The sequence below is a fragment of the Nonomuraea recticatena genome (assembly GCF_039533245.1).
Classification (GTDB): Bacteria; Actinomycetota; Actinomycetes; order Streptosporangiales; family Streptosporangiaceae; genus Nonomuraea; species Nonomuraea roseola.
In genome coordinates this window covers 1-20,207 of the sequence record NZ_BAAATE010000011.1, presented here as the reverse complement: position 1 = coordinate 20,207, position 20,207 = coordinate 1, and the positions used below count along the sequence as shown (strand labels likewise).

The window sequence follows — 20,207 nt, the reverse complement described above, 5'->3', positions numbered from 1 at the left end:
GCGCCGCCTACGAGGGCGACCTGCGGTCCTCCATCTCCCAGAGGTGGTCGATGACGTGCCAGGCGATGCGGCGGGCCGCGTAGCGGCTCGACCAGGCGCCCGAGCCACCCGCCAGCAGGACCGCCGCCAGCTCCTCGCGCATGGCCTCGCGGTCGGCCTGCGACTTGAAGGGCGGATACCTCACGCCCAGCTGGCGGGCGTAGGAGCGCTCGGCCTCCGTCACGTGGGCGACCATCTTGGAGCGGTCGCGCCCGCCGCCGCGCGGCCCCTTGCGCAGCTCCTCTGGAGTGACGGCGGCGCACTCGTCGAACAGCGCCCACGCCGCGCGCAGCAGCGCCACGTCGCGGGCCGCGGTCGCGGCGTCGAAGGGCCCGGAGTCGGCGGCGGGCTCGGCGTCGGGAGCCCCGAAGTCGGTGGTGGAGCTGCCCTTCACCCGCTCGACGACCATCGGCTCGCCGGGCTCGAAGTCGAGGCCGGCCCGCTCGGCGATCACCCAGTAGCGGGGCGCGTAGCCGGTGAGCCGGTCGATGGCCAGTTCCTCCGACTTGTCCACCCGGCACCAGCCGGGCCAGTCGAGGGAGCAGGCGAAGACCTTCTTCGGCCCCAGCTCCAGATAGATCCTGTGCACGGCGTCAGACCAGGTCGATCAGGTCGGCGACGGACTCGACCACCCGCGAGGGCCTGAAGGGGAAACGGTCGATCTGGCCTCGCTGGGTCACGCCGGTGAGCACCAGGATCGTGTAGAGGCCGGCCTCCATGCCGCAGACGATGTCGGTGTCCATGCGGTCGCCGATCATCGCGGTGCTCTCGCTGTGTCCGTCGATGGCGTTGATCGCGTGGCGCATCATCATGGGGTTGGGCTTGCCGACGAAGTACGGCTCGACGCCCGTCGCCTTGGTGATCATCGCGGCCACGGCGCCGCAGGCGGGCAGCGAGCCCTCGTTCGAGGGACCCACGGGGTCGGGATTGGTGGCGATGAACCGCGCGCCGCCCTCGATGAGCCTGATCGCCCTGGTGATCTGGGTGAAGCTGTAGGTCCTGGTCTCGCCGAGCACCACGTAGTCGGGGTCGAGGTCGGTGAGCACGTAGCCGACCTCGTGCAGCGCGGTCGTCAGCCCGGCCTCGCCGATCACGTAGGCCGAGCCGCCGGGGCGCTGGTCGTCGAGGAAGCGGGCGGTGGCGAGGGCGGAGGTGAAGATGGACTCCTCCGGCACCTCCAGGCCCGCGGCGCGCAGCCGTACGGCGAGGTCGCGAGGGGTGTAGATCGAGTTGTTCGTGAGCACTCTGAAGCTCTTGCCCGAGTCGCGCAGGCGCTTGATGAACACGTCGGCCCCGGCGACGGGGTGCCCCTCGTGCACGAGGACGCCGTCCATGTCCGACAGCCAGCTCTGGATGGGCTTACGCTCAGTCATCCTCCCGATCCTACAAAGAGCCACTTGTCCTGCTCATAGCGGACACATGAAGAATGTGGTGCATGTCGCTTCTTGAATCCGCGCAGGACATGCGGGACGAGCTCGTGCAGCTCCGCCACTCGCTTCACACGACCCCGGAGATCGGCCTCAACCTGCCCATCACGCAGGAGAAGGTGCTGGCCGCGCTGGACGGCCTGCCGCTGGAGATCAGCACGGGAGAGTCGCTCAGCTCGGTCACCGCGGTGCTGCGGGGTGGCAGGCCGGGGCCCGCCGTCCTGCTGCGCGGCGACATGGACGCGCTGCCCGTGGCCGAGCGCAACAGCCTGCCCTACATCTCCTCGCACGAGGGCAGGATGCACGCCTGCGGCCACGACCTGCACACCGCGATGCTCGCGGGCGCCGCGCATCTGCTCGCGGCGCGGCGCGAGGAGCTGGCCGGGGACGTGGTGTTCATGTTCCAGCCCGGCGAGGAGGGCTACGAGGGCGCCAAGTACATGATCGAGGAGGGCGTCCTGGACGCCGCGGGCTCGCGCGCCGTGGCCGCCTACGGCATGCACGTCGTCTCGGCCATGCTGCCGCCGGGGGTGTTCGCCTCGCGCGGCGGCCCGATCATGGCCGCCGCCGACACGCTCGACGTGCACGTGAAGGGCCGCGGCGGCCACGGCTCCAGCCCGCACCGCGCCCTGGACCCCGTCCCCGCCGCCTGCGAGATGGTCACAGCCCTGCAGACGATGGTGACCAGGACCTTCGACGTGTTCGACCCCGTCGTGGTGACCGTGGGCAGCTTCCACGCCGGGACCGTCGACAACGTCATCCCCGACGACGCCCGCTTCTCCGCCACGATCAGGACCTTCAGCAAGGACAACAGGGCCCGCGTCAAGCAGCGCGCCGTGCAGCTGGTCGAGGGCATCGCGGCGGCGCACGGTCTGAGCGTGGAGGCCTCGTTCGGCATGGGCTACCCGGTCACGGTCAACGCCCCTGACGAGGCCGCCTTCGCCGGCAGGACCATCGACGAACTGTTCGGCCCCGGCCGCTTCTTCGTCGCCCCCCAGCCGGTCACGGGCTCGGAGGACTTCTCCTACGTGCTGGAGGACGTCCCAGGGGCCTTCATCTTCCTCGGCGCGTGCCCGAGCGACCGCGACCCCGCCGACGCGCCGTACAACCACTCGCCGGAGGCCCAGTTCGACGACGCCGTCCTGCCGGACGGCGCCGCCCTGTACGCCTCTCTCGCGCTGTCCAGGCTCTCCGCGGGTACGGCGGCAGGCCCCCTATAGCCCACCGAGGTCACCGGCCAGGGCCCGTCCATCACGCCACCCGGGCGTGCGGGGCGGGCCTGGTCACGCGGAGGCCGGCTCACCCGATGGTCCGCCAGGCCTGCTCCTCGACCAGCTCCCTGCTGCGCCATCCCGACGGCGTGCGGACCATGCGGTGGCGGTACCACCCGCCGCCCTGGCACAGCCCCTTGGCGTCCGCGCCGACCATCTCCCTGGAGGGCGAGAGCGTGTCGGTGAACGGCGCGACGACCACGGCCTCGCCGTCCGCGAAGTCGATCACCGGCGCGCCGACCAGGTGCAGCCTTCCAGGCCAGTGCGCCAGCACCTCGGCCAGCCAGGCCCGCACCTCCTCGAGCCCTCCGGCGATCCCGCCCGCCGCCCGGTAGTCGATCACCGCGTCGGGGGTGAACACCTCCGAGAGAACCTCCCACCGGCCCGTGTCGATCGCCCTGGTGTAGCGGGCCAGCAGCCCGGTGATCTCGAGCCGGTCGGCCACCTCACGTTCGTCCATGGCCAGATCAAACCAAACGCTTGCTACCTTCGCATCCCCTGGCGGCGAACGTAGCCTGGACACGTGATCACGGTCATCGACGGCAGGATCGCCGGGCCCGACGCCACCCTGCCCATGCTCGCCCGCAACGGGCACTTCACCGCCATGCAGGTGCGCGGTCGCCGCACCAGGGGGCTCGAGCTGCACCTGGCCCGTCTCGAAGCGGCCAACCTCGAACTCTACGACGCCGGGCTCGACACCGGGTCGGTCCTCGACTCGATCAGGACCGCGCTCGGCGACGACATCGACGACGCCAGCGTGCGGGTCCACGTGCTGGAGGCCGACAGGCTGCACCTGTTCGTCACCGTGCGGCCGCCCCAGGAGGCCGCCACCTCGCCCAGGACCGTCACGTCCGTCGTCCACCAGCGCTTCCTGCCGCACATCAAGCACACCGGCGGCTTCGCCCAGGGCTACTACGGCGCGCGCGCCCGGGCGCGGGGCTTCGACGAGGCGCTGTTCACCACGGCGGAGGGGCTGGTGTCCGAGGGCACGATCACCAACGTGGGCTGCTTCGACGGCGCCGCGGTGATCTGGCCGGACGCGCCGATGCTGCACGGCGTCACCATGCAGGTGATGGAGCGGCGCCTGCGGGCCGCAGGCATCCCGCAGGAGCGCCGCCCCGTCGCGATCGGCGACCTGCCCTCCTTCGAGTCGGTCTTCCTCACCAACTCCCACGGCGTGGTCATGGTGGGCAGACTGGAGGACGCGCCGCTGCCGCTCGACGGCGCCTTCGCCGCCCGCCTGCTCGGGCTCTACGCCGACGAGCCCTGGGAGACGATCTAGCGGCAGGCACCCGACAGCGCACTTCCTCGTCTGCACCGGCACCATCACAGCGGCGCCGAAAGCCGCCAACACGCGGGTCAACGGGCTCTTCGACACCGGCTGACCAGCGGATACACTACGCAGGTCCCTGCGCGCCCCGGCACGCCGTCCGACCCCACCCCCCTGTGACAGCCTTTCTCCAGCGTGACGTGCGATGAAGGAAAGTTACATTCACCTCACAACCTCTGGAGATTATTGACGCATCCGCGGGCTGACCATAGGGTCCGGACAATCCCCGATCTATCCGGACCCATCGATAAGCCCCCCACGGAGCGGTACATGAAGCGACTAGCAGCCGTAGTGGCGCTGCTCGGTCTCGCCACGGCGACAGCGTGCAGCAGCACCGACAACAAGCCCGCGGGCGGTGGGAGCGCCAGTGGCGGCCTCTTCACCACGATCGACGTGAACAGGCCCGGCATCGACGCGAGCGCGCCGGCCAACCCTTACAACCCCAAGGGCAACGCCTTCCCCGGCTACACGACGATGAAGATCGGGTGGGTCGTCAACCACCTGACCGACCCCAACAAGGCGCTGCCGGGCATGGCCGCCAGCTGGGAGATCGAGCCGGACAACTCCGCCATCACGCTCAAGCTGCAGCCGAACGCCAAGTGGTCCGACGGCAAGCCGGTCACCGCCGAGGACGTGAAGCTCTCCATCGCCCTCGCCTACACCCAGGGCAGCACCGCCTTCGCGGTCACCCCCGGCGCGGCGGGCGCGGCGGCCGAGGTCACGGTCGTCGACGACAAGACCATCAAGATCACGCAGGACCCCGCCAACCCCAGCCCCAAGTTCGCGCGCGGCGTGCTCGACACCACGGTGCTGCCCTCCCACGTGTGGAGCAGCGCGGTGCCGGCCACCATCTGGGACACGATCAAGACCGCCCGCGGTGACGGTCCCGAGGCGGAGAAGGCCCGCGAGGAGATCACCGCGCTCGGCCAGAAGGTGATCGCCTTCGCGCCGCCGAAGGACGTCGCCGGCGGCCCCTTCGTGCTGGAGAGGGTCAACCCCGGCGAGGCGCTGCTGGTCAAGAACAAGCACTTCTTCAACGCCGCCAACGTGGCCCCCTCGCAGGTGAAGTTCCTCAACTACACCGGCAACGAGCAGATCTGGAACTACCTCACCCAGGGCAAGCTCGACCACTCCGGCTTCGTCGCCGCTCCGACCGACGTGATGAACCGGATCAAGGCCGCGCCGGGCAGCGAGGTCATCAAGGGCTACTCCCCCGTGGCCGTGAGCATGGCCTTCAACCAGAGCAAGAAGCCGTACGACAACGTGCACGTGCGCCGTGGCCTGGCCTACCTCATCGACCGCGAGCAGGTCACCAAGGTCGCCTCGCCCGAGGGCGGCACCCCTGCGACCACCACGAGCGGCATCCACCAGAAGGCCGCCGCCGCCTGGATCCCCGACACGCTGCCCAAGCTGGAGCCGTACAAGGCCGACCTGGCCAAGGCCGAGGAGGAGTTCAAGACCGCGGGCCTGACCAAGAAGGACGGCAAGTGGACCCTGGCCGACGGCACGCCGTGGAAGGTCTCCATGCACGCGCCCGCCGGCTTCTCCGACTGGCTGTCGGCCCAGGAGAACATCAAGAGCCAGCTCATCAAGGCCGGCATCGACGCGGAGGTCGTGACCACCGCCGACTACCCGGTCTACCTCGAGGAGCTGGCGGCCGGTAAGTACGACGTCGGCTTCTGGCTGATCGCGCTCGGCCCCGCGCCCTACGACATCTTCCAGCGCCTCTACGGCGTCTCCAACGGCTGGGCCAACGTCGGCGGCAAGATCAAGCACTCCCCCGCGGGCAAGTCCGGCAACTGGATGGGCAGCCCCGAGGAGATCGAGGTCGACGGCGCCAAGATCAACCCCGGCGAGCTCACCGCCAAGCTGAACTCGGTGGGCCCCGACGAGGCCAAGCCGATCATGAGCCAGCTGGCCATGGCCGCCAACCAGGACCTCCCGGTCATCCAGCTGTGGGACTACATCAACAACCAGTTCGTCAACAACAGCCGCTTCACCGGCTGGCCCCACGACGACGAGGTCCTGCGTCTGGGAACCGGCGTCCTTCCCTCGGGTGTCTGGATCCAGCAGGGTCTGGTCAAGGCGAAGCAGTAGCGCCCATGACGGTTATCGCACGCCGACTCGCGGGCCACCTGGCCCGCGGGTTCGTCATGATCCTCGTGGTCGCCACGATCAGCTTCTTCATCGTCAACAACATCCCCGGCGACCCGGTCGCCGCCCGTTACGAGAAGCTCGTCGAGGGCGGCATGTCGCCGGAGGCGGCGATGCAGGCCACCAAGGTGATGTACGGGTTCCTGCCGTCGGGATCCATGGGCGAGCAGTACGTCGACTACATGAGCGGCCTGCTCCGCTTCGACCTCGGCGTCTCGGTCACCAGGCCTGGCACGCCCGTCCTCGACGTCCTCACCGACGCGGCCAAGTGGACCGTTCTACCGGTGCTGCTCGGCACCCTGCTCAGCTTCCTGGTGGGTGTGATCCTGGGCGTGTACGCCGCGATCAAGCGCACCGGCAAGCTGGGCGACGCCCTGGCCATCTCCGGCTCGCTGCTGCACGGCATCCCGCAGTACGTGCTGGCGATGCTGCTGGTCGTCATCTTCGCGACGCTGATCCCGATCCTGCCTCACGACGGGCCGGTGGACATCCTGTTCGAGCCGGGCTTCAACGCCGGATACCTCGGCTCTCTGGCCGAACACGCCGTCCTGCCGGTGGCGACCTACGCGCTGTCGGCCTACGGCGGCTGGATCCTGGCCATGAAGTCGAGCGTCGTGACGGTCCTCGGCGATGACTTCATCCTGGCCGCCGAACTGCGCGGGATGAAGCGCTCGATCATCTTCCGCTACATCGCCCGCAACGCGATCCTGCCGCTGTTCACGATCCTCGCGCTCTCGCTGGGGCTGCTGCTCGGCGGCGCCGTCTTCATCGAGAAGATCTTCAACTATCCGGGGCTCGGCCTGCTGCTCATCGACAGCATCACCCTGCGCGACTACGCCCTCATGGGCGGCGCGTTCCTGCTGATCACCGTGTCGGTCATCGTGGCCAACATCGTGGCCGACCTGTTCTACACCGTGATCGACCCACGGGTCCGCAGCGGGGAGGAGGCCTCGTGAGTGAGCGAAGCGAACGAACAATGAGACACAGCGGCTCGCTCATGGGGCCGACGAAGGAGGTCCCATGAGCATCGTGCTGGAGAGCACCTCGGCGACCATTCGCCGCAACTTCTGGAACGGCGTCTGGCGCGTCATGAAGCGCAAGCCCAGCCGCATGGTCGGGGTCGTCATCATTCTCGGCTTCGCGTTCATGGGCGTCTTCGGGCCGATGTTCTTCCCCGCCCAGTTGCCCGACAACCCCGACGCCATCACCCAGCCGCCCAGCTGGGAGCACTGGTTCGGCACCGACCCGCAGGGCAGGGACGTGCTCGCGCTGGTCATCACCGGCTCGCGCTACGTGCTGCTCAGCGCCGCGGTGACCGCGCTCATCACGGTGGTCCTCGGCACCGCGCTCGGCCTGTACTCGGGCTTCAAGCGCGGCCGCTGGGACACGGTGCTCATGCGGATCACCGACATGAAGCTCACCATCCCCGGTCTGCCGCTGCTGCTGGTGCTGGCGACGGTGTGGAAGTTCGGCAACCCCGTCCAGATGGGGCTGGTGCTCGGCCTGCTCGGCTGGGGCGGGGTGGCCCGAGCCGTCCGCGCGCAGACGCTTTCCCTGCGCGAGCGCGGCTTCATCGAGGCGGCGCGCGGGCTCGGCCTGTCCACGACGCACATCATCGGCAAGGAACTGCTGCCCAGCATGGCGCCCTACATCGCGATGAACATGCTCATCGCGGTGACCGGCGCCGTCTACGCGCAGGTCGGCCTGTTCTTCCTGGGCGTGCTCCCCTACGAGTCGGACAACTGGGGCGTGATGCTGAACCTCGCCGTCTTCCAGGCCGGCGCCATGATCACACCGACCGCTCTCGGCTACCTGCTGGCGCCGCTGCTGGCGATCCTGCTGCTCACGCTGGGGATCGTGCTGGTGGTGGACGCCATGGACGAGATCTTCAACCCCCGGCTGCGCGAGGAGTAGGAAGTGGCGAAACAAGCGCCGGGAGTGCGCATCGACGGCCTCACGGTCGTCTACAAGACCCCGGCGGGCGAGCTGCCCGCCGTACGGGATGTCAGCATGGAGCTGGCGGCGGGCACGATCACCGGCATCGTCGGCGAGTCGGGCTCGGGCAAGTCCACGCTGGCCTTCTCGCTGCTCAACGCGGTGCAACCGCCCGGACGCATCAGCGCAGGCAGCGTCGAGATCGACGACCTCGGCGACGTGGTGTCCTTCCAGGGCGAGCAGCTGCGCAAGGCCAGGGGCGCCCACATCGGCTACGTCTTCCAGGCCGCCCAGAACTCGCTCAACCCGCTCAAGACCGTCGGCAAGCAGCTGCTCGACCTGGGCCGCTCGCACGGCGTCGAGGATCTGCGCGGACTGGTGAGGGAGGCCAAGGAGCTGCTGGGCCGCATGGGCCTGGACGGCGCGCGGGTGCTCGACTCCCACCAGCACGAGCTGTCCGGCGGCATGCGCCAGCGCGTCGGCATCATGCTGGCGCTGGTGCTCAACGCCCACCTGGTCGTGCTCGACGAGCCGACGACCGCGCTCGACATGATCACCCAGGCGACGATCCTGCGGATCATCCGCGAGGTGCACGCCGAGCGCGGGCTGACCACCATGATCATCACCCATGACATCGGCGTGGTCGCCGAGGTCGCCGACCGCCTCGCGGTCATGTACGGCGGCCGCATCGTCGAGCAGGGCCCCACCCGCGAGGTGCTCGCCGACCCGCAGCACCCCTACACGCGCGGCCTGATCAGGGCCATCCCGCGCCTGACGGGTGACATCAACCAGGCGCAGGCGCTGCCGGGAAGGCCGCCGACGCTGACCACCGTGCCGAAGGAGGGGTGCGTGTTCAGGGAGCGCTGCCCGCTGCGCATGGACGTGTGCGACACCGTCGACCCCGAGGCCATCCCCCACGGGGACCGGATCATCGCCTGCCACGCGGTCAAGGTGAAGGAGCACGCATGATCAGCGGCAAGGGCATCACCAAGACCTTCAAGCAGCGCGGAAGCGTGCTGGCGGGCCGTACGGTGCAGGCGCTGCGCGGGGTGGACTTCCAGATCCCCAAGGGCGGGGCCGCCTCCTTCATCGGCGAGTCGGGGTGCGGCAAGACCACGCTCGGCAGGATCATCGCCGGCCTGGAGACCTACGACACCGGCGAGATCACCATCGACGGCGTCAGCGTGACCTCGCCGAAGGACCGGCTCTTCCGCAAGGTCCAGATGATCCACCAGGACCCCTACTCGGCCCTGAACCCCACCCGCACCATCCACCAGACGCTGCGGGCCCCGCTGGAGCTGCGCGCCAAGCAGACGCGCAGGCCCAAGTCGTGGATCGACGAGCGCGCGCACGAGGTCCTCGGCCTGGTCGGCCTCGACCCCGCCAGCGTGATCGGCCGCTACCCGCACCAGCTGTCCGGCGGCATGCGCCAGCGCGTGGTCATCGCCCGCGCCCTCACGGTCGACCCCGAGATGCTCGTCGCCGACGAGGCCACCTCCATGATCGACGTCTCGCTCCGGCTCGGTATCCTGGCGCTGCTGAAGGACCTGCGCGAACGCCTCGGCGTGAGCGTGCTGTTCATCACCCACGACGTGGCCACCGCGCGCTACATCGGCGACGACGGCGAGCTGTACGTCATCTACCGCGGCCAGGTCATCGAGCGCGGCTCGGTCGACACGATCATCTCCGACCCCGTGCACCCCTACACCCAGTCGCTGCTGTCGGCCATCCCCGTGCTGCACGGCCTGGAGGAGCCGGGACCCGAGCCTGTGGTGCCGACCGAGGCGCTGGACGCCGGCCACGAGGACGCCGGGTGCCTGTTCGCCAGGCGCTGCCCGTTCAGGACCGAGGAGTGCGAGACGGGCCGTCCCGTGCTCGGGCTGACCGAGGGCGTCCCGCAGGAGCACGCGTGCTTCCATCCCAAGTCGCGCGACGTCGTCGCCACCCACCTGGGGCGCGTGTGATCACCGCGGCCGAGCTGCCCGCGCTGGGCGAGATCGCCAGAGCGGCCCTCACCCTCGACGCGGACGAGGCCCCCGCGCTGGTCGCACGGCTGGCCGCGCCGCCGCAGACCCGGCGGTGGACGGCGCTGGCCACCGAGGGCGGCTTCGTCATGGCCTCGCTGGCCGAGCGCGATCCCACGGTCGGGCACATCGACCTGCTGGCCGTACACCCCGCCCATCAGGGCAAGGGGCGCGGACGCGAGCTGCTGCGCGCCGCGGAGGAGTGGCTGCGTGCCGAGGGGGCGACGCAGGCGCGCTTCGCGGGCAACCCGCCCGCCTACGCGTGGCCGGGCATCGACGTGCGATACACGGCCGCCGCCTGCCTGGCCGAGAGCGCGGGATACGAGCGCTACCACGTCGCGTGGAACATGACGGCCCCGCTGCCGCCCCCCGCCGAGGAGCCGCCCGTACGGCAGGGCGTCACGCTCCACAAGGCCGGCGACCAGGACCGCAGGGAGGTCGCCGCCTTCGTCGAGAAGGAGTGGAACGAGCGCTGGGCATGGGAGGCGAGCAGCGCCACAGGACTGCACTACGCCAGGCGCGACGGCCAGATCGTCGCGTTCGCCGCCTGGGGCGCCAGGCCCGGCTGGTTCGGCCCGATGGGCACCTCGCCCGCGGCGCGCGGGCTCGGCCTCGGCGGCGTGCTGCTGCGCCGCTGCCTGGCCGAGCAGCACGCCGCGGGGCTGTCCGAGGCGCAGATCGGCTGGGTGGGCCCGCTCCGCTTCTACTCGCGCGCCGTGGGCGCACGGGTAGAGCGGGTCTTCTGGCTCTACCGGCGCGATCTGCGTTGAGGTCACGCGTACAGGAGCCCGCCCTCGGGGGTGGCGGGCTCCGGGCACAGTTCGCGCGGGTCCCCTCCAGCCTCCAGGCAGCGCGCGAGCGTGTCGGAGCCCCAGAGCTTGTCGAGGAACGGGGTGGTCGCGAACTCCTCGGGATGCTGCGTACGGGCCAGATACATCATCGACACCGCCGTCAGCACGGGCCTGAACGTCCGCGCGTCGGTGACGTGCAACTGCACCCCCCGGACGGCCGTGCCCGCGTGCTTGCTGAACATCGGCATGAACCACAGGTCCCGGAAACGCACCCCTGGCAGGTCGAGGGCGTTGAGCGAGGGGGCGAACCTGTCGTCCAGATAGGGCGCCCCGACCAGCTCGAACGGCCTGGTGGTGCCGCGCCCCTCCGACAGGTTGGTGCCCTCGAACAAACCGGTGCCCGGATAGACCAGCGCCGTGTCGAGCGTGGGCATGTTGACCGAGGGCATCACCCACGGCAGCCCGGTCGCGGCGAACGGCAGATCCCTGCGCCACCCCTCCGCCCTGATCACCTCGACGCCGGGGTCGAGGGAGAGCGCCAGCTCGCCCACCGTCAGCCCGTGCCTGTTGGGGATCGGCGCCCCGCCCACGAAGCTGGCGAAGGCCGGGTCGAGCAGCGGCCCCTCGGCGACCGTCCCGCCGATCGGGTTGGGCCTGTCCAGCACGACGAAGGGCAGACCGAGCCGCTTGGCCGACCCCATCAGGTCCTTCATCGTCCAGACGTAGGTGTAGAACCTGGCTCCCACGTCGAACAGGTCGAACACCAGCGTGTCCACCCCCGAGGCGGCCACCAGCCCGTCCAGCTCGGCGCCCTCCTTGAGGTAGGTGTCGTGGACGGGCAGGCCGAAGCTCTCGCCCGAGCCCTCGCTGGCGCCGTCCTGGACGGTGCCGCGCACGCCGTGCTCGGGGCTGAAGAGCGCGGCGAGGTTCCGCAGCGCCGTGGGCGTGGGGGTCAGGTCTCTCAGGACTCCCGTCTGGTTGGTGATCAGGCCGATTCTGCCGCCCTTGACCAGACCGGGATCCGCGGCCAGCCGTTCGGCTCCGGTGCGTACGTAAGACATAGCTGAAGCTTATTTGCATACGAGATGCCAAAGGTGGAAATTAGCGTCATGATTGATCCACTCCCCGAGCTGTCCACGGAGCAGAGCGATCCGCGCTACAGCCAGATCGACCGGCTGCCGACCTCGGAGATCGCCCAGTTGATGAACCAGGCCGACGCCACGGTTCCCACCGCGGTCGGCGCCGTCCTGCCCGCCATCACCGCGGCGATCGACGCGATCTCGGCCCGCATGGCGGCGGGAGGACGGCTGCTCTACGTCGGCGCGGGCACCTCGGGCCGCTTGGCCGTCCTCGACGCCTCGGAGTGCCCGCCCACCTTCGGCACCGACCCCTCCCTCGTGCAGGGCGTGATCGCCGGCGGACTGCCCGCGCTGACCAGGTCGGTGGAGGGCGCGGAGGACGACACCTCCGCGGGCGAGGAGGCCCTCGCCGAGCGCGGCGTCGGCGCGCTCGACTCCGTCGTGGGCATCTCGGCCAGCGGCAGGGCGCCCTTCGTGCTGGGCGCGCTCGCCGAGGCCGGCAGGCGGGGCGCGCTGACCGTGGCGCTGTCGTGCAACCACAGGACGCCGCTGTCGGCAGCGGCGGGCCACGCCATCGAGGTGGTCGTCGGGCCCGAGGTGGTGACCGGCTCGACCAGGCTCAAGGCGGGCACCGCGCAGAAGCTGGTGCTGAACATGATCTCCACGATCTCGATGATCAGGCTGGGCCGCACCTACGGGAACAACATGATCGAGATGTCGGCGATGAACGCGAAGCTCGCAGGGCGCGCCGCCCGCATGGTCAGCGACATCACCGGCGTCTCCGCCGAGACCGCCCGCGAGACGCTGGAGGCGGCGGGCGGCCAGGCGAAGATCGCGGTGGTGATGATCGAGCACGGCGTCGACGCCGACGGGGCGCGAACCCTGCTGGAGTCGCACGGCTCCCGGCTCGGCGAGGTACGGCATGCTCGCTGACGTCCTGTCCGCCACCGTCCCCTCGGTCGTGCCCGCCGCCGTCGCGGTGATCGCCGTGGACGGCGAGGTGGTGGCCGCCGAGGCCGCAGGCGAGCTGGTCCGCTACACCGACCCCGACGGGACGCTCGCGCCCGTGCGCCCACCCGCCCGCCGCGACTCCGTCTTCGACCTGGCCTCCATCAGCAAGCTGTTCACCACCTCGGTGATCCTGTCACTGGTGGCCGAGGGCAGGCTCGACCTGGACGCGCCGGTGGCCACCTGGCTGCCCGCCTTCTACGCCGACCGCCCGCACATCACCCTGCGCCACCTGCTCACCCACACGGCCGGCCTGCAGCCGACCCACCGGGTGGACCACGTGCCGCCCGCCGCGCGCATGGACACCATCCTCGCCACCCCGATCACCTCGCCCGTCGGCGGTCCCTACCTGTACACCGACGTCGGCATGGTGACGGTGGGACGGATCGCGGAGATCGCCGGAGCGGCGCCACTGGACGAACTGGTCCGTGCCCGCGTGACGGAACCGCTCGGCCTCACCGACACCGCCTACCGCCGCCTCCCGTTCCTGGAGGACACCGCCCCGCCGCCCCTTTCGGCAGCCACGGGCCCTTCCCGAGAGTCCCAGGTCTCCGCAGGGCAGGGACACGCGCCCGCGGACGTCTCCCGCATCGCCAAGACCGAGTGCCACAGGGCCATCGGCGAGGTGCACGACGAGACCGCCCACTCCCTCGGCGGCGTCGCCGGCCACGCGGGCGTCTTCTCCACCGCCGACGACGTGCTCCGCTACGGCGAGGCCCTGCGCCTCGGACACCTGCCCCTCACCGACGAGATGACCCGCGACCACGACGTCAAGAACGCGCCCTTCCGCCACGGCCTCGGCGTCCGCATCGGCGACCCCGCCGTCGTCGGCCCGCTCACCGACGCCTTCGGGCACTCCGGCTTCACCGGCACCTCCCTGCTCGTCGACCGCGCCCGCCGGCTGACCGTCGTCCTGCTGACCAACGCCGTCCACCCGGTCCGCGGACGTCCGGGCATCAGAGAACTTCGCCATGCCGTCGCTGCCGAGGCGCTACAGATAGTGTTTCGGCCATGAAACCCCGCGATATTTCCCTTTTGCACACTCTCGGCACCCCGAGCGTGTCCCCCGAGGGCACGCAGGCGGTCGTCGCCGTGACCCGGCCCGACCTCGACGCCGACGAGTACCGCGGCGAGCTCTGGCTGGTCCCCACCGACGGCTCGGGCGAGCCCCGCCAGCTCACCGGCGGCCGCCGCGACGCCGAGCCCGCCTACTCCCCCGACGGCAGGTGGCTCGCCTTCACCCGCGCGGAGAACGGCGGCAAGCCTCAGCTGCACGTCATGCCCACCGCGGGCGGCGAGCCTTGGCGCGTCACCGACCAGCCCCTCGGCGCGGGCAAGCCCACGTGGAGCCCCGACTCGCGGCAGCTCGCCTTCGTCGCCCGCGTGCCCGAGGAGGGCAGGTACGGCGACACCAAGCCGGAAAAAGAGCGCCCCCGCCGCATCACCGGGCTGAAGTACCGCCTGGACAACCTCGGCTTCTACACCGACCGCAGGTCCCACGTCTTCGTCGTCGACCCGTTCGCCTCCCGCACCTCCCCCTCGCCCGCCGTCCAGGTGACCGAGGGAGACCACGACCACGACGAACCCGCGTGGAGCCCCGACGGCGCGCGGCTGACCTTCGCCGCGGCCCGCCACGACGGCCGCGGGTTCGACCACTACTCCGACGTGTGGACGTGCGCGCCCGACGGCACCGGCCTGCGCAGGGTCACCGACACCACCCTCTCGGTCGGCCTGCCCCGCTTCACCCCCGACGGCGAGACCATCTGCTTCGTCGCCGCCGAGCCAGGACCGGAAGGCCGCACCCTGATCGCCAGGCACCACGGCGTCTTCTCCGTGCCCGCCGACGGCTCCGCCGCCCCCCGCCGCCTCACCGCCGCCGAGCCGTACCATCTGGCCGGCAAAGGCACCATCGTCCCCACGGCGGACGGCGTGCTGTTCCCCTCGGAGAACCGCGGGGCCTCCGACCTGCTGCTCGTGCCGTACGACGGGGGCGAGCCCACGGTCCTCATCGCGGGCCGGCGCGAGGTCTTCGCGCCCGCCCACGCCGGGGGCACCATCGTCGCCACCGTCGCCGACCAGAACAGCGCAGGCGAGCTCGTCGTGCTGCGCGACGGCAAGGAGAGCACCCCCACCGCCTTCTCCGCCCTCACCCCCCTCCCCCTGGAGGAGATCACCACCACCGCCCCCGACGGCCACCCCGTCCACGGCTGGGTGGTCCGCCCCACGGGCGAGGGCCCGCACCCCACGCTGCTGATGATCCACGGCGGCCCCTTCACCCAGTACGGCTGGCACCTGTTCGACGAGGCCCAGGTCTACGCCGCCGCCGGATACGCCGTCGTCATGGGCAACCCGCGCGGCTCCTCCGGGTACGGCCAGGCCCACGGCGCCGCCGTCATCGGCGACGTCGGCAACGTCTCGGCCGTCGACCTGCTCGCCCTCCTCGACGCCGCCCTGGCCACCGGCGGCCTGGACGCCGACCGCGTGGGCGTCCTGGGCGGCTCGCACGGCGGCTACATGACCACCTGGCTGGCCGCCCATCACGGCGACCGGTTCAAGGCGGCGATCAGCGAGCGGGCCGTCAACGCGATCGACAGCTTCCACGGCTCCAGCGACATCGGCTGGTCCTTCGCCCACGACCTCTACGGCCCCGACCCCGAGCGCTGGCGCGACCTGAGCCCGCTCAGCCACGCGCACCGGATCGGGATGCCGTTCCTGATCATCCACTCGGAGAACGACTGGCGCTGCCCTGTGGAGCAGGCCCAGCGGCTCTTCGTCGCGCTGAAGCTGCGAGGGGTCGAGACGGAGCTGCTGCTGTTCCCCGGTGAGGGACACGAGATGTCCCGCTCAGGCCTGCCCAGCCACCGAGTGGCCCGCTTCGAGGCCATCCTCGACTGGTGGAACCGCCACCTCCCCACGACGTAGCCCCCGCCGCCCGTCCGGGACGGGCTCCACCCCAGTGAGCGCATGCTCGCCTGCGCCGGCGAGCATGCACTCCACGCGGCCTGCGATGGCCACCCATGACCATGGTGCGCGAGGCGCGTTCGGACCTGGCGGCCATGCCGGAGCCTCGTGGGCCTCTCATGAACGCCCGCGGCTCGCGGCGCTCGCCACGGCGTCAGGGAGCCAGCGCTTCGAGCGCCTCCTCAGCCCTGCGCATGGCCTCGTCGGGATCCGCGGTCACGATCGCGGGGTCGAAGTTCAGATCGTGGAACACCTCCGTCACCCCTTGCTCGGCCAGCGCCGCCACATCCTGCCTGATCTTCGCGTACGGCCCGCTCAGCGGCGGCCCATCGATGGCATCACTCACCCTGGTGACGCCTCTGCACACGAACCTCAACGCCTCGGGATCGCGTCCCGCCTCACTGGCCGCCGCCTTTACAGTGTAGATTTTCTCGGCGATGCCAGAGAGATCCTCCCTGCTGGCGCTCACCCAGCCGTCGCCCAGCCGTCCCGCTCTCCTGAGCGCCACCTCTGCTCCACCGCCCAGCAGCAGCGGCGGCACCGGCGACGGCTTGGGGTCCAGATGGGAGGCAGGGACCCGGTAGAACTCCCCCTCATGCCGGACGACCTCCTCACCCCAGCACGCGCGCAGCACCTCGACGAACTCCTCGCCCCTCCGGCCGCGCTTGGCGAAGTCGACCCCCATGGCCTCGAACTCCTCGGGCAACCACCCGAGCCCCAGCCCGAACGTCACCCTCCCACCCGAGACCTCCTGGAGAGTCGCGACCTGCTTGGCCACCAGCACGGGCGGTTCGAAGATGTTCACCACGGCCACGCCGAGCCTGATGCTCTCTGTGACGCCGGCCAGATAGGCCAGGGTGACGAGGGGATCGTGCACGCTGCGATAGGTCGGCCCCATCGGATGGCTCTCCGGGTAGAGAAGACGCTGGAAGGTCCAGAGCTCCTGGTACCCCAGCTCCTCGGCGCGCGTGGCGATCCTGCGCAGGTTGTCGCGAGTGGCCCAGGGCCCGGACACGGGGGCGGCAAATCCGATCCTCATAGACCGCCACCCTAGAACACCCTCCCCACCGCCCTCCGGTCCCGCGGACGGGCGGACGGTGAGAGACAGGGCGCAGCGAGATCCCTCCCCGAGGAGCCGCCGCGGTGGAAGGCGGTGATGCGGGAGTACCGAGGCACAGAAACCCTGCGGGGGACGTCCGACGACGGCACCACCGCTCCACAGCGGGAGCTCCGGGCCTGCGACGCCGCTTCCGTCATCTCGCTCACCAGGGATGCCAACTTAAGAAAATCAAGATCATCTTATTGAAAGTTAAGAGCTAGACGGGTATAACTTGAAACATGAGAGATCAGGCGATGGACTGGCAGGAACTCACGAACCTGACCCGGGGCCAGCCGTTCGTCGTCGAGCGGGTGCGTCTGACTGGCAGCGGCGTCGCGATCGAGGGTGAGTTCGAGCTGCCGCAACTGGCTCAGCTCAACGTCGAGGATCAGGTCTTCGTCACGGCGTTCGTACGGTGCCACGGCTCCATCAAGGAGATGGAGCGGATCTTCGGGGTGAGCTACCCGACGATCAAATCGCGACTGAAGCGGATCACGCAGATGCTCGACTTCGTCGAGACCGATCCGGCGCCGTCGCGGGCCGACGTCATCGATCGGTTGCGCCGCGGCGAGATCACCGCACAGCAGGCCTTGTCCGAACTGGAGGGGCGCACGTGATGCCGCAGTTGCTGACCGTACGGGTCAAACGCCCCGACCGTCGTCCCATCCGGGTCTGGGTCCCGCTGCTCCCCGTGGTGCTCGTGTTCTCACCGGTCGTGGTCCTGGCCGTCCTGGGAGCGGCCGTGGCCTGCCACGTGTTCCGCATCGATGTGGTGCGTGCACTGGGCACCGGCTGGCGCATCGTCTCCGCGTTGCCCGGCACCCGGGTCGACCTCGAGTTCAGCCGTACAGCCGTGCTCGTAGCCATCCGATAGGAGAGGTTCCGATGAATGAAGAGCGTAAGAACATCCTCGACATGCTGGCCGAGGGCAAGATCACCGCAGAGGAGGCGGAGCAGCTCATCGCCGCGCTCGAACGAGCCCAGTCGCCGACGGCGGCCAGTCCCGCCGCCCGACCGAAAGCCAGGGCGAAGTACCTGAGGGTGATGATGGAGTTCCTCGATGAGGGCGAGTCGGGGCGGCTCAACGTGCGGGTGCCGCTGCAACTGCTGCGGGCCGGCGTACAGCTGGCGGCCCTTATCCCGCCGCAGGCACTGGATCGGGCCAACGCCGAGTTGAGCAAGTCGGGCGTGCCGTTCGACCTCACGCAGCTCAAGCCCGAACACCTCGAGGCGCTCGTGGAGCACCTCGACGAGACGATCGTGGAGCTCGAGCAGCCCGATGGCCACCTGCGTGTCTTCTGCGAGTAGGCCGTCCACTGGGACGGACCACCGGGAGGGTGCTGGAACGCCCCCCGAGGCCGCGCCCGCTACAGCAGAGCACGATTGAACTGCCAACCTGAACTTCAGCCGCTCAGCGACACCGCCCGGTCGACCTCCACACCGGCAGCGGCTAGGTCCGCGTCCGCACGATCGGCGCCTGCGGGCCAATCAAAGAACTCCGGCGGATGACTCCGAACCGGCGAGGCCACCGGCGACCTGCGGGTGAACTCGGCCGGCGGCGACACCTCGCCGACCACGCGCACGGCACGCTCACCGCGACGACCACCTCGAGCTCTCATGCGTGGCGAGGTGTACTCCCTGAACCCACACGGGCGGGAGTATCTCGACGAGTTCCGGAGGACCTGGAGCTTCACCGAACGGCTCGCACAGCTCCGCGATCGAGGCGAGCATTCATGGCCGTAGGGCCGAGCGAGCCGGAGCGGCGCTACTGCCGGTACCCGGAGACGGTCGCCGGGCCGATCGAGGACAAGCGGTGCGATCGGCCATGCAAGGCGCGCGAGCAGCGGCTTCCCACCACCTCTCACACGACGACCGATGCGCTGCAGCGGTACCTGCGGTTCCTCGGCCCACCGGACAAGGCGGACAGCCTGCTGTCGACGCTGGAGGATCTCGCCGCTCTGTTCGAGCGGAGCGCGGTGGACGGAACCCCCCGATCCACGAAGTCGCCGGGCAGGCCCCTGTCGAGTTCACCGAAGCGTTTCTCACGAATCACCCGCAGGGTCAGGAACACCATCGATCGCGTCACAAGCGACAAGTCGTGACGAAACAGAGAACGGACATCTGAATGACAGCCAACAAGGTCCGAGGGCCTGTGATCCACGTGCAGGGCCTGCAGAAGTCGTACAAGGAGCTGCAGGTGCTGCGCGGCGTGGACTTCGACGTGGCGCGGGGCAGCATCTTCGCCCTGCTCGGCTCGAACGGGGCCGGCAAGACCACGGTCGTGAAGATCCTGTCCACGCTGCTCAAGGCCGACGCGGGCACGGCGAGCGTCCACGGCTTCGACGTCACCACGCACCCGGCGGAGGTGCGGGAGTCGATCAGCCTGACGGGACAGTTCGCCGCCGTCGACGAGATCCTCAGCGGGCGGGAGAACCTCGTGCTGGTCGCCCGGCTGCGGCACCTCAAGGATCCAGGCAAGATCGCCGATGACCTGCTCGCCCGTTTCTCACTGACCGACGCGGGCGCGCGGAAGGTCTCGACGTATTCGGGTGGCATGCGCCGCCGCCTCGACATCGCGATGAGCCTCATCGGCGACCCGCCGGTCATCTTCCTCGACGAGCCCACGACCGGGCTCGACCCCCAGGCGCGCATCGAGGTGTGGCAGGCCGTCAAGGAGCTCGCCACGAACGGCACGACGGTGCTGCTGACCACGCAGTACCTGGACGAGGCCGAGCAGCTCGCCGACCGGATCGCGATCCTGCACGAGGGCCGGATCATCGTGAACGGCACCCTCACGGAGCTCAAGCAGCTGCTGCCGCCCGCCCAGGTCGAATACGTCGAGAAGCAGCCGACCCTCGAGGACGTCTTCCTCACGCTCGTCGGCGCCAACAGCAAGGACGCGACGTCGGCACGAACGAGTAAGGAACACCGATGACCAAGCATTTCTTCGGCGACACCACCGTCCTGCTGGGACGATCCCTGCGCCACATCACGCGCAGCCCGGACACCATCATCACGACCGCGATCATGCCGATCGCCATGATGCTGATGTTCGTCTACGTGTTCGGCGGTGCGATCAAGACAGGGTC

The 20,207-nt window shown here is 70.0% G+C and carries 21 protein-coding genes; 16 read left to right on the top strand and 5 right to left on the bottom strand.

Going from position 1 to position 20,207, the window contains the following annotated elements; translation table 11 throughout:
- Positions 1-7: 7 nt before the first annotated feature.
- Both ABFX50_RS21880 and ABFX50_RS21875 read right to left on the bottom strand, forming a co-directional pair.
- A complete protein-coding gene (locus tag ABFX50_RS21880) occupies positions 8-628 on the bottom strand; it encodes a hypothetical protein (protein WP_346149070.1) in 621 nt (206 codons plus the stop codon).
- Positions 629-632: 4 nt separating this feature from the next.
- Positions 633-1,412 carry an HAD-IIA family hydrolase gene (locus tag ABFX50_RS21875; protein WP_183659585.1) on the bottom strand — a complete coding sequence of 260 codons (780 nt, stop codon included), beginning with the start codon at positions 1,410-1,412 and terminating at the stop codon, positions 633-635.
- A gap of 62 nt (positions 1,413-1,474) precedes the next feature.
- On the opposite strand from ABFX50_RS21875, the gene ABFX50_RS21870 reads away from it, so the two are divergent.
- Positions 1,475-2,686, top strand: coding sequence for a M20 metallopeptidase family protein (locus ABFX50_RS21870; protein ID WP_346149068.1), 1,212 nt, complete (start codon positions 1,475-1,477; stop codon positions 2,684-2,686).
- A gap of 79 nt (positions 2,687-2,765) precedes the next feature.
- Here ABFX50_RS21870 and ABFX50_RS21865 read toward each other — a convergent pair whose 3' ends face one another.
- Entirely contained in the window at positions 2,766-3,197 is a 432-nt protein-coding gene (locus tag ABFX50_RS21865; RefSeq protein ID WP_346149066.1) for a nuclear transport factor 2 family protein, read from the bottom strand.
- Between the two features lie 63 nt (positions 3,198-3,260).
- On the opposite strand from ABFX50_RS21865, the gene ABFX50_RS21860 reads away from it, so the two are divergent.
- The 7 genes from ABFX50_RS21860 to ABFX50_RS21830 all read left to right on the top strand — a co-directional run bounded on the left by ABFX50_RS21860 (position 3,261) and on the right by ABFX50_RS21830 (position 10,950).
- The gene (locus ABFX50_RS21860) at positions 3,261-4,019 is read left to right on the top strand and encodes an aminotransferase class IV (RefSeq protein ID WP_346149064.1); all 759 of its coding nucleotides are present in this window, start codon (positions 3,261-3,263) and stop codon (positions 4,017-4,019) included.
- A gap of 318 nt (positions 4,020-4,337) precedes the next feature.
- A complete protein-coding gene (locus tag ABFX50_RS21855) occupies positions 4,338-6,164 on the top strand; it encodes an ABC transporter substrate-binding protein (RefSeq protein WP_346149063.1) in 1,827 nt (608 codons plus the stop codon).
- Positions 6,165-6,169: 5 nt separating this feature from the next.
- Positions 6,170-7,177, top strand: coding sequence for an ABC transporter permease (locus ABFX50_RS21850; RefSeq protein WP_183659580.1), 1,008 nt, complete (start codon positions 6,170-6,172; stop codon positions 7,175-7,177).
- A gap of 64 nt (positions 7,178-7,241) precedes the next feature.
- On the top strand, positions 7,242-8,135 hold the full coding sequence (locus tag ABFX50_RS21845) for an ABC transporter permease (RefSeq protein WP_346149061.1): 894 nt from the start codon (positions 7,242-7,244) through the stop codon (positions 8,133-8,135).
- Between the two features lie 3 nt (positions 8,136-8,138).
- Entirely contained in the window at positions 8,139-9,125 is a 987-nt protein-coding gene (locus ABFX50_RS21840) for an ABC transporter ATP-binding protein (RefSeq protein ID WP_346149059.1), read from the top strand.
- The gene (locus ABFX50_RS21835; protein WP_183659578.1) at positions 9,122-10,120 is read left to right on the top strand and encodes an ABC transporter ATP-binding protein; all 999 of its coding nucleotides are present in this window, start codon (positions 9,122-9,124) and stop codon (positions 10,118-10,120) included. Before ABFX50_RS21840 ends, ABFX50_RS21835 begins: the two co-directional genes overlap by 4 nt.
- On the top strand, positions 10,117-10,950 hold the full coding sequence (locus ABFX50_RS21830; RefSeq protein ID WP_346149056.1) for a GNAT family N-acetyltransferase: 834 nt from the start codon (positions 10,117-10,119) through the stop codon (positions 10,948-10,950). Before ABFX50_RS21835 ends, ABFX50_RS21830 begins: the two co-directional genes overlap by 4 nt.
- Positions 10,951-10,952: 2 nt before the next feature.
- Here ABFX50_RS21830 and ABFX50_RS21825 read toward each other — a convergent pair whose 3' ends face one another.
- Positions 10,953-12,032 (bottom strand): exo-beta-N-acetylmuramidase NamZ family protein, encoded by a 1,080-nt coding sequence (locus ABFX50_RS21825; protein ID WP_346149054.1) that lies wholly within the window; start codon positions 12,030-12,032, stop codon positions 10,953-10,955.
- A 48-nt stretch (positions 12,033-12,080) separates the two neighbouring features.
- Between ABFX50_RS21825 and murQ the strand changes: the two genes are divergently transcribed.
- The 3 genes from murQ to ABFX50_RS21810 are packed head-to-tail and all read left to right on the top strand — an operon-like array spanning position 12,081 to position 15,980.
- Positions 12,081-12,983 (top strand): N-acetylmuramic acid 6-phosphate etherase, encoded by a 903-nt coding sequence (gene murQ, locus ABFX50_RS21820; RefSeq protein ID WP_346149052.1) that lies wholly within the window; start codon positions 12,081-12,083, stop codon positions 12,981-12,983.
- Entirely contained in the window at positions 12,973-14,073 is a 1,101-nt protein-coding gene (locus ABFX50_RS21815; RefSeq protein ID WP_346149050.1) for a serine hydrolase domain-containing protein, read from the top strand. The genes murQ and ABFX50_RS21815 overlap by 11 nt, the downstream gene beginning before the upstream one ends.
- Entirely contained in the window at positions 14,070-15,980 is a 1,911-nt protein-coding gene (locus ABFX50_RS21810) for a S9 family peptidase (protein WP_346149048.1), read from the top strand. Before ABFX50_RS21815 ends, ABFX50_RS21810 begins: the two co-directional genes overlap by 4 nt.
- Positions 15,981-16,173: 193 nt before the next feature.
- On the opposite strand, the gene ABFX50_RS21805 is transcribed toward ABFX50_RS21810, so the two are convergent.
- Positions 16,174-17,058: a TIGR03619 family F420-dependent LLM class oxidoreductase gene (locus tag ABFX50_RS21805; protein WP_346149046.1), complete on the bottom strand. Its 885-nt coding sequence runs from the start codon at positions 17,056-17,058 to the stop codon at positions 16,174-16,176.
- 299 nt (positions 17,059-17,357) lie between these two features.
- Here ABFX50_RS21805 and ABFX50_RS21800 point away from each other — a divergent pair, with 299 nt between their 5' ends.
- From ABFX50_RS21800 to ABFX50_RS21780, 5 genes are all read left to right on the top strand, one after another.
- Entirely contained in the window at positions 17,358-17,735 is a 378-nt protein-coding gene (locus tag ABFX50_RS21800) for a DUF2089 domain-containing protein (RefSeq protein ID WP_221241452.1), read from the top strand.
- Positions 17,735-17,992 carry a hypothetical protein gene (locus ABFX50_RS21795; RefSeq protein ID WP_346149043.1) on the top strand — a complete coding sequence of 86 codons (258 nt, stop codon included), beginning with the start codon at positions 17,735-17,737 and terminating at the stop codon, positions 17,990-17,992. The genes ABFX50_RS21800 and ABFX50_RS21795 overlap by 1 nt, the downstream gene beginning before the upstream one ends.
- Before the next feature lie 11 nt (positions 17,993-18,003).
- Entirely contained in the window at positions 18,004-18,426 is a 423-nt protein-coding gene (locus ABFX50_RS21790) for an SHOCT-like domain-containing protein (protein WP_346149041.1), read from the top strand.
- A gap of 425 nt (positions 18,427-18,851) precedes the next feature.
- A complete protein-coding gene (locus tag ABFX50_RS21785) occupies positions 18,852-19,220 on the top strand; it encodes a hypothetical protein (protein ID WP_346149040.1) in 369 nt (122 codons plus the stop codon).
- A 23-nt stretch (positions 19,221-19,243) separates the two neighbouring features.
- Positions 19,244-20,053 carry an ABC transporter ATP-binding protein gene (locus ABFX50_RS21780; RefSeq protein WP_346149038.1) on the top strand — a complete coding sequence of 270 codons (810 nt, stop codon included), beginning with the start codon at positions 19,244-19,246 and terminating at the stop codon, positions 20,051-20,053.
- Positions 20,054-20,207: the final 154 nt, after the last annotated feature.

Coding starts and splice junctions, on each gene's coding strand:
- murQ (WP_346149052.1), top strand. CDS start 12,081: ATGATTGATCCACTCCCCGAGCTGTCCACGGAGCAGAGCGATCCGCGC.
- ABFX50_RS21805 (WP_346149046.1), bottom strand. CDS start 17,058: ATGAGGATCGGATTTGCCGCCCCCGTGTCCGGGCCCTGGGCCACTCGC.
- ABFX50_RS21795 (WP_346149043.1), top strand. CDS start 17,735: ATGCCGCAGTTGCTGACCGTACGGGTCAAACGCCCCGACCGTCGTCCC.
- ABFX50_RS21865 (WP_346149066.1), bottom strand. CDS start 3,197: ATGGACGAACGTGAGGTGGCCGACCGGCTCGAGATCACCGGGCTGCTG.
- ABFX50_RS21870 (WP_346149068.1), top strand. CDS start 1,475: ATGTCGCTTCTTGAATCCGCGCAGGACATGCGGGACGAGCTCGTGCAG.
- ABFX50_RS21815 (WP_346149050.1), top strand. CDS start 12,973: ATGCTCGCTGACGTCCTGTCCGCCACCGTCCCCTCGGTCGTGCCCGCC.
- ABFX50_RS21810 (WP_346149048.1), top strand. CDS start 14,070: ATGAAACCCCGCGATATTTCCCTTTTGCACACTCTCGGCACCCCGAGC.
- ABFX50_RS21850 (WP_183659580.1), top strand. CDS start 6,170: ATGACGGTTATCGCACGCCGACTCGCGGGCCACCTGGCCCGCGGGTTC.
- ABFX50_RS21780 (WP_346149038.1), top strand. CDS start 19,244: ATGACAGCCAACAAGGTCCGAGGGCCTGTGATCCACGTGCAGGGCCTG.
- ABFX50_RS21790 (WP_346149041.1), top strand. CDS start 18,004: ATGAATGAAGAGCGTAAGAACATCCTCGACATGCTGGCCGAGGGCAAG.
- ABFX50_RS21800 (WP_221241452.1), top strand. CDS start 17,358: ATGAGAGATCAGGCGATGGACTGGCAGGAACTCACGAACCTGACCCGG.
- ABFX50_RS21785 (WP_346149040.1), top strand. CDS start 18,852: ATGGCCGTAGGGCCGAGCGAGCCGGAGCGGCGCTACTGCCGGTACCCG.
- ABFX50_RS21875 (WP_183659585.1), bottom strand. CDS start 1,412: ATGACTGAGCGTAAGCCCATCCAGAGCTGGCTGTCGGACATGGACGGC.
- ABFX50_RS21825 (WP_346149054.1), bottom strand. CDS start 12,032: ATGTCTTACGTACGCACCGGAGCCGAACGGCTGGCCGCGGATCCCGGT.
- ABFX50_RS21835 (WP_183659578.1), top strand. CDS start 9,122: ATGATCAGCGGCAAGGGCATCACCAAGACCTTCAAGCAGCGCGGAAGC.
- ABFX50_RS21845 (WP_346149061.1), top strand. CDS start 7,242: ATGAGCATCGTGCTGGAGAGCACCTCGGCGACCATTCGCCGCAACTTC.
- ABFX50_RS21855 (WP_346149063.1), top strand. CDS start 4,338: ATGAAGCGACTAGCAGCCGTAGTGGCGCTGCTCGGTCTCGCCACGGCG.